Origin of the sequence: Scardovia inopinata JCM 12537 (genome assembly GCF_001042695.1) — a bacterium.
GTDB classification, from domain to species: Bacteria; Actinomycetota; Actinomycetes; order Actinomycetales; family Bifidobacteriaceae; genus Scardovia; species Scardovia inopinata.
Genome location: NZ_AP012334.1, coordinates 276124 through 288578 on the forward strand (window position 1 = coordinate 276124; position 12455 = coordinate 288578).

7 protein-coding genes are annotated in these 12455 nt (G+C 52.5%); all 7 read left to right on the plus strand.

The window, feature by feature from the left end; translation table 11 throughout:
* Nucleotides 1-33: 33 nt before the first annotated feature.
* Nucleotides 34-4113, plus strand: coding sequence for a DNA-directed RNA polymerase subunit beta' (locus SCIP_RS01125; protein WP_006292654.1), 4080 nt, complete (start codon nt 34-36; stop codon nt 4111-4113).
* Nucleotides 4114-4298: 185 nt separating this feature from the next.
* Nucleotides 4299-5189 carry an aldo/keto reductase gene (locus tag SCIP_RS01130; RefSeq protein ID WP_006292655.1) on the plus strand — a complete coding sequence of 297 codons (891 nt, stop codon included), beginning with the start codon at nt 4299-4301 and terminating at the stop codon, nt 5187-5189.
* 159 nt (nt 5190-5348) lie between these two features.
* Nucleotides 5349-5639, plus strand: a complete 291-nt coding sequence (rpoZ, locus tag SCIP_RS01135) for a DNA-directed RNA polymerase subunit omega (RefSeq protein ID WP_006292656.1) — start codon at nt 5349-5351, stop codon at nt 5637-5639.
* A gap of 39 nt (nt 5640-5678) precedes the next feature.
* On the plus strand, nt 5679-6905 hold the full coding sequence (gene metK / locus SCIP_RS01140) for a methionine adenosyltransferase (RefSeq protein WP_006292657.1): 1227 nt from the start codon (nt 5679-5681) through the stop codon (nt 6903-6905).
* Nucleotides 6906-7040: 135 nt separating this feature from the next.
* Complete coding sequence (locus tag SCIP_RS01145; RefSeq protein ID WP_006292658.1) at nt 7041-9353, plus strand: primosomal protein N' family DNA-binding protein; 2313 nt, start codon at nt 7041-7043, stop codon at nt 9351-9353.
* A gap of 34 nt (nt 9354-9387) precedes the next feature.
* Complete coding sequence (fmt, locus tag SCIP_RS01150) at nt 9388-10440, plus strand: methionyl-tRNA formyltransferase (RefSeq protein WP_040590426.1); 1053 nt, start codon at nt 9388-9390, stop codon at nt 10438-10440.
* Between the two features lie 16 nt (nt 10441-10456).
* Nucleotides 10457-11983 carry an RsmB/NOP family class I SAM-dependent RNA methyltransferase gene (locus tag SCIP_RS01155; protein ID WP_040590427.1) on the plus strand — a complete coding sequence of 509 codons (1527 nt, stop codon included), beginning with the start codon at nt 10457-10459 and terminating at the stop codon, nt 11981-11983.
* Nucleotides 11984-12455: the final 472 nt, after the last annotated feature.

Genomic DNA, 12455 nt, shown 5'->3' on the forward strand with positions numbered 1-12455 from the left:
AGAAATCATAAAAATCAACAGACAGGACACATAGTGCTGGACGTTAATGCATTTGATACGGTACGTATCGGTCTCGCAAGCGCCGATGATATTCGCAGCTGGAGCTACGGAGAGGTCAAGAAGCCGGAGACTATCAACTATAGAACCCTCAAGCCTGAGAAAGACGGTCTTTTTGGAGAACAGATCTTTGGACCGACCAGGGATTGGGAGTGTGCATGCGGTAAATATAAGCGCGTGCGATTCAAAGGTATTGTCTGCGAACGCTGCGGGGTGGAAGTTACCCGTTCCCGTGTGCGCCGCGAACGGATGGGGCATATTGAACTTGCTGCCCCTGTAACCCACATCTGGTTCTTCAAGGGAGTTCCCAGTCGTCTGGGTTATCTCCTGGACATTTCCCCCAAGGACTTGGAGAAAGTCATCTACTTTGCTGCCTACATGGTCACTTCTGTCGATGAGCAACAGCGTCAGAAAGATCTGGTTAAGCTGCAGAATGAGCTGGATACTGATATTCAGACCTTGAGCAAGCGGCGTGACAACGAACTTGACAAACGAGCCAAGAAACTGGAAGAGGACCTGGATACCCTCTTGGAATCTGATCCTGAAACAGATCCCAAGGCTAAAGCCAAGCTGCGTACCAGCGCAGAGCGTGAGCTGAAGGCAATCCGTCAGCGTTATGACGACGAGATTTCCCGTTTGCGCGCGGTCTGGGACCGCTTTGTCAGCCTCAAGCCTGGCGATATGGAAGGCGATGTTGACCTCTGGCGGGAAATGAAGGACCGCTACGGCGATTACTTTGATGGCAGTATGGGTGCCGAGGCTGTCAAGAAGCGTCTGCAGGACTTCGACTTGCAGTCAGCTGCTCAGAGCTTGCGTGAAGACGTGGAGAAGGGCAATGGCCAGCGCAAGGCCCGGGCTTTGAAGAGGCTCAAGGTGATCATGGCCTTTATCAATACAGGAAAGAGTCCTGCTGATATGGTTCTGGATGTCATCCCTGTCATTCCTCCGGATCTGCGTCCAATGGTGCAGCTGGACGGCGGTCGTTTTGCTACTTCCGATCTGAACGATCTCTACCGCCGAGTAATCAATCGCAACAACCGCCTCAAAAGGCTGATTGAGCTGCACGCTCCTGAAATCATGCTTAACAATGAAAAGCGCATGCTTCAGGAAGCTGTTGACTCCCTCTTCGACAACGGCCGCCGTGGCCGTGCAGTGACCGGTGCTTCCAACCGGCCGCTAAAGTCCCTGTCAGACATGCTCAAGGGCAAGCAGGGCCGGTTCCGCCAGAATCTGTTGGGCAAGCGGGTAGACTATTCCGGCCGTTCTGTAATCGTGGTTGGGCCCAGCCTGCGCATGCATCAGTGCGGTCTGCCCAAATCCATGGCTTTGGAGCTTTTCAAGCCCTTTGTTATCAAGCGTTTGGTGGAACAACAGTATGCTCAGAATATGAAGAGCGCCAAGCGTCTGGTTGATCGCGGGGACTCTGTGGTGTGGGATGTTTTGGAAGAGGTTATCTCTAACCATCCAGTTCTGCTCAACCGTGCACCTACCCTGCACCGACTGGGAATTCAGGCCTTCGAGCCGGTCCTGGTGGAAGGTAAGGCTATTCATCTGCCTCCTCTGGCCTGCGCCGCTTTCAACGCAGACTTTGATGGAGATCAGATGGCAGTCCATCTGCCCCTGGGAGCTGAAGCTCAGGCTGAAGCCCGGGCCCTCATGCTGGGTTCTGACAACATCCTCAAGCCGGCTGATGGTCATGCTGTTACTATGCCTTCCCAGGATATGATTCTTGGCCTTTATTATTTGACCACGGAAAAGGCCGGGGCCAAGGGCCAGGGCCGGATTTTCGGTTCCCGGGAAGAGGCACGGATGGCTTTGGATTTGGGTGAAATTGACACCCAGGCTACCATCCTTCTGCGTATGCCGGCCGATTTTGTTCTTCCTACCGGCTGGGAGCCTGGCCAGGTTGAGGTTGTTGACCCTCGTCAGGGTGAGGATTCTCTCGCCCACGAGGAACGTATGGCTGACGGAACCATCCTTTTTGCCACCACTTACGGACGTCTTCTCTTTAACGAGACCCTGCCTGTAGATTACCCTTATATCAATGAGCAGGTTCCCAAGGGCAAGCTGTCGGGCATTGTCGATGATATAGCTGCCCGCTATCCTACTGAACAGGTTGCTGCAACCCTGGACGCTCTCAAGGATCTGGGCTTCACCCGGGCTCAATGGGCTGGCGTAACCATTGCTTTCTCTGATATTGTTGCTCCTCCTGAGCATCAGCAGATAGTCAGTGAATACGAAGCTCAGGCAGACAAGGTCAACGATCAGTATGCTATGGGTCTGCTGACAGAAGAGGAACGCCGTCAGGAGCTGATCAACCTCTGGACCGAATGCACCGATAAGGTTGCTGACGCCATGCAGAAGAATTTCTACGAGGACAACAACGTGAACATTATGGTTCAGTCTGGTGCCCGCGGAAACTGGATGCAGATCCGTCAGATTGCCGGTATGCGTGGCCTGGTGGCTAACCCTCGAGGCGAGATTATTCCTCGTCCTGTCAAGTCCAACTATCGGGATGGTCTGTCGGTGCTGGAATACTTCATTTCTCAGCACGGTGCCCGCAAGGGTCTGGCAGATACAGCATTGCGTACAGCAGAGTCTGGTTACCTGACCCGTCGTCTGGTGGATGTATCCCAGGATGTGATTGTTCGTGAAGAAGATTGCGGCACGAAGCACGGCCTGAAAATTGTGGTTGCTGAGCCTGACGAGAATGGAGACCTGCAGCTGGTCAAAAATGCTGACGGCGGCCCTTACTCCCGTTTGCTTGCTGCCGATGTAGTAGATCCGGCTGATGGTAAGACTGTCCTCTACCGTCGCGATCAAGCCCTGTCTATGGACGTGCTCAAAGATCTGGTAGCTCACAAAGTTACATCAGTCAGGGCCCGGTCTGTACTGACCTGCGAATCCAAGAGGGGGGTGTGCGCTAAGTGCTACGGCTGGTCCCTGGCTACCAACCGACTGGTTGACGTGGGCGAAGCAGTAGGTATTGTGGCTGCCCAGTCCATTGGCGAACCTGGTACCCAGCTAACTCTCCGGTCCTTCCACTCGGGTGGTGTGGCATCAGCTTCCGATATCACTCAGGGTCTTCCTCGTGTTGCTGAGCTTTTTGAAGCCCGCACTCCTAAGGGTGAAGCTCCCATTACTGATGTGGATGGAACTGTTCATATTGAAGACAATGACCGGGGGCGGACTATTACAGTTTCTGCTGATGAGTCCGATGAGACCTATGAGTACAAGGTTACCCGCCGGGTTCCTCTCTTGGTCAAGGATGGTCAGCATGTAGACGCCGGTACCGCCCTGATTGAAGGTTCCGTTGATCCTAAGCGTATCCTGGAAGTCCTCGGCCCCCGTGCTGCCCAAGTAGCTATTGTGGAAGGCGTTCATGATGTCTATCGCTCCCAGGGTGTAGACATCCACGATAAGCATATTGAAGTCATTGTTCACCAAATGCTGAGGAGGGCTGTCATTACTGCCCCTGGAGACAGCAAGTATCTGGAAGGCGAGCTTGTCGACCGTCAGATTCTTCGTGCGACCAATGAGCAGATTGCTGCCGCAGGCGGCCGTCCGGCAGATGGTCGTCCTGAACTGATGGGAATTACTAAGGCTTCCCTGGCAACCGAGTCCTGGTTGTCTGCCGCCTCCTTCCAGGAGACAACCCGGGTTCTGACAGAAGCTGCTATTCAGAATAAGGTTGATGATCTCAAGGGTCTGAAAGAGAACGTTATCATCGGTAAGCTCATTCCTGCCGGTACCGGCCTGGCCCGTTACCGCAATGCCCAGGTGGAGCCTGACAAGGCCATCCGTGACACTATCTACCCCAGTTTTGGCTTAGGTGATGAGCCTGAGGAAATTACTGTTGATGATGGTCAGGGTCTGGATGATATTGATTTCAACAAGATTGATTTCAACCAGCTCAACATCAGCGATGACTTCAATCCTGATGACTTCCTCAACGATTTGGGCGGTGCGGCAGAAGTCGATCCGTCAGAAGCTGAAAAGCCCACGTCAGACGAGCCTGAGCAGGATCTACCTGATCAGCCTGATCTGAATCAGTAAGCTGTCCGTATAAAGACAGCCAAGTCCTTAGCCTGTGGGCGGTGTTTCGCCCACAGGCTTTTTTGTAAGTATCAAATGAGAAGATGAAACAAGCAATGGGGAATAGTCACAATAAAGGTGGTATGACCATGAGCAAAAATCAGCTTATGCCAGAAGAAGGAGAGGACCAGGAACGGGAGGAGCCCATGAGCAAACCTCTGCCTGGTCATGTTCCTTATGTCATCCTTAATAATGGTGTGGCTATGCCTCAGGAAGGTTTTGGTGTTTTTCAGATTCCTAAGGCAGAGGAATGCCAGGAAATTGTTGATCAGGCCCTGGATGTGGGTTACCGTCTGATTGATACTGCCCAGTTTTATCATAATGAGGCAGCGGTTGGCCTGGCTGTGGAGGAAAGTGGAATCAAGAGGGAAGAGGTTTTCCTGACCACCAAGGTCTGGGTCAGCAATTTTGGTTATGACAAGACCATAGATAGCGTGGAACGGTCCTTGTCTTTGCTGAGGACTGATTATCTGGACCTGGTTCTCCTCCATCAGAGTGTGGGCAACTACCTATGGGCTTACCGGGCCCTGGAGGATCTCTACCACGAGGGGAAAATCCGGGCAATTGGTGTTTCCAATATGGAAAACGATCGGCTTCTTGATCTTGCCGGCAGAGCGAATGTTGTTCCTGCGGTGAATCAGGTGGAAAATCATGTTTTCTTCCAGCAGAAAGAATCTGTGAGCCTGATGAAGCAAAACGGAATCCAGCCCGAGGCCTGGGCTCCCATGGCAGAAGGCAAGAAGGGAATTTTTACAAACCCGCTTCTGATTGAAATTGGTGATCAGTACAATAAAACTGCTGCCCAGGTAGCCCTGCGCTATGTGACCCAGCAGGGAACGGTCATTATTCCCAAGTCTTCTCACAGGGACCGGATGGAACAGAACCTTGATATTTGGGACTTTACCCTCTCGGCTAACGATATGGCTCAGATTGAGACTCTCGATGGAGGTCGGTCCCTCTTTGGCTATGCCCGCATGTTCTCCGGTATCCAGAAGCTGGGGTTGCTGACAGCCAAAAAGAAACCTGCGGCTGATTAAGATAAGAAGGGATTAAGACGAGAGTTGATTAAGATGAGAGCTGATTAAGTCCAGGTGTACTGGATTTTTCGGGTCCGGTGAGTATACTTAATTCTCTGTAAACGTGTACAAGAATTGAAGAGTCCGGTCTGGCCGGGTTCGTGTCTGCATTGGAGAAAAATGGCATTAGGTACTGTTCCTCAGCCTGAAGGTTTGGCTAATCCCCCTATTGATGAGCTCGACAAGCATGCTCAGTCACGCTATGCTTTGGTGATGTTTGCTGCCAAGCGGGCCCGCCAGATTAATTCTTACTTCACCCAGCTCAATGAGGGACTCCTACAGAATGTTGGCCCTCTGGTGGAGTACAAGAATCAGGAGAAACCGTTGACCATTGCCTTCCGGGAGATTAACGAAGGTCTTTTGGAAGAAACTTTGGGTGAAGATGACTTGTCTGAAGGCGTCTTGAACTAAAAAATCAATCAGATTTATTGCATATTTTTATTGTATATTGTGAATAACCACCGTTTTATTACCTCCGAATCCGTCACTGAAGGCCACCCGGATAAAGTATGTGATCAGATTTCTGATGCCGTATTAGATGCTCTTCTTAGCCAGGATCCGACTTCTCATGTGGCAGTGGAAACCTGCGCAACTGTTGGCCAGTTCCTGGTCTTTGGCGAAGTCAGTTCTCAGGGCTATGTCAACATTAATCAGATTGTGCGTGATACCCTGAAAAAGATTGGCTATACTAGCTCCCGCGTGGGTATGGATGCTGACAGTGTAGGGGTGCTGGTTTCTATTAACGAACAGAGTCCCGAAATTAATGCCGGTATTTCCCGCCAGGCGTCAACCCGGGAAGAGCGGTACGAGAGGCAGGGGGCTGGCGACCAGGGAATTATGTTCGGGTATGCCAGTGACGAGACGGCTGTCCTCATGCCCCTGCCTATAGAACTGGCTCACCGCCTGGCTGAACGTCTGGCTTATGTGCGCAAGAAAGGACTTGTCCCTCATTTAAGGCCGGATGGGAAAACCCAGGTGACGGTGGAATATGGGGATGACGGCCGTCCTGTGCGCATTGATACTATTCTGATTTCTACCCAGCATGATCCTGAAGTCAGCCAGGATTGGCTGCGGGAACAGCTGGTGGAGCATGTAATCAGTCCCACCCTGGATCTGGTTCTGACAGCTGAATGCACGGGTCAGATCGAGCACAGCAGCTACCGCTTGCTGGTTAATCCCACCGGATCTTTTGTCCTGGGAGGTCCGGCTGCTGATGCTGGCCTGACCGGACGCAAGATTATTGTGGACACCTATGGGGGTCTGGGCCACCATGGGGGAGGGGCTTTTTCGGGTAAAGATCCCAGTAAGGTGGATCGGTCTGCTGCCTATGCTGCTCGCTGGGTTGCAAAAAATATCGTTGCTGCCGGCCTGGCCCATAAGGTCGAAGTCCAGTTAGCCTACGCCATTGGAGTAGCTGAACCTGTATCCATTAATGTTGATACTTTTGGGACCGGGACTCATCCGCAAATTTCCGATGCTCAGCTGGCTCAAGCTGTGGAATCCGTTTTTGATCTGCGGCCCGGTGCTATTATTGATGATCTTAATCTACTGAGGCCAATCTACAGCAAAACTGCTGTCTACGGCCACTTTGGCAGGACTGATGACACCTTCACCTGGGAAAAAACCACGAAGACAGATCAGCTGACAGCAGCCCTGGGCTTGCAGGATCTCAGGTAGACAAGACCTCAGGTAGTGTTAGATAGCAGGGTTAGATAAGGGATAGCCAGGGTCTGGGAGACCTGCGGCAACACATCGTTTCAGGCACCGGGATAACTATTTTGTCTCTTAGTCTCTCTGTAGTAGGGTAACAGTATGGTCATTTTGGGCGAACAGATGACGCTGGAAGGCCTGGCCCCGCGCAAGCGCAGGAGTTCTGCTCAGCAGAAGGTTCCTGCTGGGAGCCTGCCCTTTGCTCAGGTAGTCATAGATGTGCAGGCAGCTCATCTGGGCCAGACTTTTGATTATCTGGTGGAAGAATCCCAATCAGACAGGGCTCAGCCCGGCGCTTTAGTGCGGGTGCGTTTTGGAGGCCGGCTGCTCAACGGAATTATCTGGAATCGATCTGATACAAGTACAGCCCCCCGCAGTTCTTTACGCTTTCTCGAGCGGGTTATGGGATCCTCCATTCTTGTTCCAGCTCAGATGAGGCAGGATATCAGTGATATTGCAGATTTTTTCGGGGGTACCAGGGCTAATATTATTCGCCTGGCGGTTCCTCCCCGGGTGGCTCATGTAGATAAAGAGCCCAGATTCGGCAGGTCGTCAGCCAGGCCTGGCAGGCAGTCTGGTTTTTCTGCAGGTTCCCGGGCGGGTTATCCTTTTAGTCAGGAAACTCTGCAAGCGTATCAGAATCAGACTGAGCGCATTCGTAAACTGTATCAGCACAGTGATGCCTTGAATCGCGCCTGGGAGCAGTCTGCAGTCAACAGCCTTGTCTGGGATTGCCTGCCCGGAGTCAATACCTGGGCTGACGACCTGTCCTGGTTGATCATGAAAAGCCTGGAGTCGGACCGGCCCATCGTAGTGGAATTGCCTGATGCTGCTCACATCCGTCAGCTTCATCAGCGTCTTCAGGCCTGCGGGCTTAAGGCTTATGCCCAGCGTTCTGCTCGCGGGGTCTGGCAGGGAGATTACTGTATTCTCGCCGGAATGATGACTCCAGAGGAACGATATCGCTCCTACATGGCCTTGGCCAGATCTGAAGTAACCTGTGTTATTGGGGCCAGGGCTGCCATGTACGCTCCGGTAGAAGGCCGGGCTGTTTTTGTGGTTGTGGATGACTGTGCTTATCAAAATGCGGATGGTTTTACCCCTTATGCCAATGCCCGCGATGTTCTTCGGCTAAGGGCCAGGAATCACCAAGGAACATTTATTGCCCTGGGACATGTTCGCAGTCCTTACAGTCAGTGGGAGCTAGAAGGCAGGCCGACTGCTATAGACTGTGGAAAAGTCCTGGAGGTCAGGGGACTGCCAACAGAGACAAAAAGAATGACCCCCTGGGTTCGGCTTTTTAATAGGCAGGAATTGGAAAATCTGACCGATCCCACCATTGGGGCCAGGGTGCCCCATACGGCTGTTTCCATCATTAATAATGCCCTGAAAGTGGGTCCTGTTCTGCTTTGCGTACCCCATGATGGCCAGTCTATGACCCTAATCTGTTCTTCCTGCCACAGACAGGCCCGTTGTCGGCGCTGCGCTGGCCCTCTTAAGCAGTCCCTGACTCAGGGGCAGGCCCCCCGCTGTCTCTGGTGCGGATTTGCTGCAACTGAATGGACCTGCCCTCATTGTGGGGGAGAAAAAATGAGGGTTATTCAGGTTGGGGCTTTGGGAACGGCTCAGGAGCTGCGCGGACTTTTCCCCCATACCCGCATTGTGACTTCAACTCCTCATCAGCCGAGGGGAATAGTGACCCAGATTGAAGACCGACCTCAGGTGGTCATTGCTACTCCTGGCGCCGAGCCTCAGATTATCAGCACCGGTCTAACCCGAATGGAGCATAGGGAGGGCCTGAGGGTCCAGCAGACCTACCAGGGGCCTCACCATCCTTCTGCCGCCTGTTATCAGGCTGTGGTAATTCTGGATACCTGGACCAGCCTCTATGCTTCACAGCTAGATTCCAGGATTGACATTCTCACCGCCTGGATGAGGGCCGCCTCCCTGTGTGCTTCCCATGAGGATGGGGGGCAGGTACTTTTACTAGGAGAGTGCGAACCTGCGATTGCTCATTCCCTTATGACGTGGGATTCTTCCTTTTTGTCTGCCAGGGAAACGGCTGACCGCCAGGAAACTGATATGCCCCCTGCCATTACTGTCGCCAATGTGTGGGGCCGGCGGGAAGTTATTGATGACCTGCTTTCTGAGATTGGTGTGGAATCAGACGGCGACTGGGGTTTCCTGCCGGATGGTATGCCTGCTGTCTTGGGGCCAATCTCTATTCCGCCTCCTTCCACGGTTAAAGACCGGCAGTTGGAGGGAAGCAATGACCGGGTTCGGGCGGCGGTTCGGGTACCTGTTGCCAAGACCAGGCAGCTGGCTCAGCGTCTTCACCTGGCTGCTGCCAGGCACGCTACCTCCCGGCTCAAGGGGGAACTAAAATTCCAGATTAATCCTAAATCTTTGAGCTAGTCTTCAATCGTCCGGAGTAGATAAAGTGGACCATATGAGAATTCTTTTCGCAGGAACCCCGCAGGCAGCAGTCACGCCATTGAAGGTTTTGTCTCAGGCTGGGGGAGATTTGCAGCTGGTGGGTGTTCTGACCCGGCCGGATGCTCCCTCTGGCCGCGGACGGAAGCTGACCCCCAGCCCGGTCAAGGAGGCTGCCCAGGAGCTGGGCCTTCCTGTTGTTGAAGCCAGTCCGGATTCTGAAGAGTTTTTTGAACAGATTGAAGCCCTTCATCCTGATCTTGCCGCTGTTGTTGCATATGGGAAGATCCTCAAGCCCCCGGCTCTGAACGCTCTTCCTCTGGGCTGGTACAACCTTCATTTTTCCCTTCTCCCTCAATACAGGGGGGCTGCTCCTGTTCAAAGAGCCATCTGGGCTGGGGAGGAAATCACAGGGGCGACCGTTTTTAAGATTGGGCCTGGTCTTGATGATGGACCTATCCTCGCTCAATCAACCGTTGAAATTGGGCCTCAGGAAACTGCCGGGGAACTTCTCGATCGTTTGTCTACTGATGGGGCTTATCTTTTAGCCGCTGCCCTGCAGGGGCTGGCAGAGGGGAAAATAAGCGCCCATGATCAGGAAGAGGGCGTTTTTGAGACTGCTTCCAAAATTCATCCTGCTGATGCCCATATTCGCTTTGATGTCCCTGCTTTTGCGGTTGACCGTCAAATTCGTGCCTGTACCCCGCAGCCGGGTGCCTGGTGCAGGGTTCATCGTGGTGATGATCCAGGACGGGATGATCCCGGACGTGATAGCCTCGGAGGTGATGATCCCGCCTGGAATGCTGCAAATAAGCCGATTTCTGGCCATGGAACCGGTTCGGGAATTACTATGACCCTTGGCCGGGCTCATATTGATAAATCCAATAATCCTTCCCGCCCTCCCCGCCTTTCACCGGGTCAAGTGGCTGTAACAAAGAAGCATGTGTGGGTTGGCACTCTTACTAATCCCCTGGAATTGGACTTGGTTAAGCCTCAGGGGAAAAAAATGATGAAGGCTGCCGACTGGGCTCGTGGTGCTCATCTGTCTCCTCGGGCGTATTGCGATTAGAGACAAGGGATAAGGAATGAGTGTGACCAGTCACAGAGAACAATCAGCACGGTCGGCTGCTTTCCGGATTATTCATCGAATTCATTCCGATGATGCTTTCTCGAATCTCCTTCTTCCCCAGGAACTGGATCGTCTGCATGTTCCGGCTCAGGATAGGGCCTTTATTACCGATGCAGTTTATGGGTCCCTGCGCTGGCAGGGCTTTCTGGACGCAGTCATTGCAGCCGTCGCCCATCGGCCTGTAGAGAAAGTCGATGCCGTCAGCCTTGATATTCTTCGGCTTGGTGTTTATCAGGCCTTGTTTATGCATTCTGCTGATTATGCCGTGGTATCAACTACTGTAGATTTGGGGAAAAATGGTGCTCCTCATTCCAGTCCGGGCTTCCTCAATGCCGTCATGCGTGCAGTCACCTCCCGAACCCGGCAGGAATGGGAGGCTATGCTTGTTTCCCGGATTCCTAAAAATAATCCTGATAGACGGCTGGCACTTCGCTATTCGCATCCTCAATGGATTGTTGAAAAGTTTCGGGAGTCGTGGAATTATGCCGGATATAGCTTGGAGTCTGGTCAGTCTAATTCCTCTTCTCCCCTAGAAGAGCTACTGGCGGCAGATAATGAGCCGGCAGAAGTGGTTTTGTGTGCCCGTCCGGGTTTGATTACAGTGAAAGATCTGGTTGCACAGGTCCAGCAATCTTCGGGCGGTACCGCCCGGTGGGCAACCGGTTCCTATTCTCCGTATGCCCTTCATGTTAAGGGGCTTGATCCCGGTAGCTTGCCTGCGGTGCGTCAGAATTTGGCAGGTGCAGAGGATGAAGGCAGCCAACTGGCAGCCCTGGCTTTGGCCAAAGCTCGCAAAATCAATCCTGCTGGCGAACAATGGCTTGATATGTGTGCCGGCCCAGGGGGTAAAGCTGCTTTATTGGCTGCCTGCGCATATCAGGAAACCTCTGCTGAGTCTCCTCTTTATCCTCGTGCAAGGGCAGTTACTCTCATTGCCAATGAGCCAGCTCACCATCGCGCTAATCTGGTGAGGAAAAATCTTTCAGCTTTTATTGAGCCAGGTAGGGCGCAGGCGATTCCACAGCAGACTGGAATCATTAGCCATGTTACTGAATGGGATGGGCGTGACATAGGGGAGAAGTACAGGCAGGCTTGCGATCGCATTCTGGTTGATGCTCCCTGTTCCGGGCTCGGGGCCCTGCGCAGGAGGCCCGAATCCCGGTGGCGCAAGCAACCTGAGGATATTGCCAATCTAACAACCCTGCAAATGCGGCTGCTGGACTCTGCTTATCTGGCACTTAAACCGGGTGGAATTCTTGCTTATGTTACCTGTTCTCCGGTTTTGGCAGAGACCAGTCATCAGGTCGACGCTCTTCTGAACCGGCATCCTGATCTTTCCCGTCTCGATACTCGGCCGATTGTGGCTTCGATCAGTTCGAAAAATGATATTCCCCTTCCCGGCCGGCCGGGAGACATTCAACTCTTCGAGCATCTACATGGAACAGATCAGATGTTTATCAGTCTGTTGGTCAAAAAGGGTTGATTTTGGTTGGTCCTAGGTTGATTTTGGTTGATTTCAACGGAAAACGACTCCTTCTGCCTGAGGCTTGGGAGGAGGATGCGATTCCTTGATGCCCGAAATTTGATCTTTCAGGTGACTGAGGCGAATTTACCCTTCACCCAACTGCACAGGGAATAAATTGAAACCGCGAAAATTAGCCATTTTTGTTTTCTCCACTTGCAGTTGGGTGAGGGTAGGTTTTATATAAAATCATAAATCAGACCGAATGTTCGATATTTAGAGATGTAGAATCTTTTTTCATCAATATAGCTGGATGCTCTTTTCTTCGGCTAGATGACCACAGGTGTCCTGGGGGAAAATCCCCCGGAATCGTGTCCGCAGGAGAAGACACGCTCTGGATCGAGTGGACCTCTTGGACGAAATTTTATAGAATCGATTAGTCGCTATTTGAACGGTCTAATAACGGCAACTGTGCTCCGCGGACGTAGTAGTC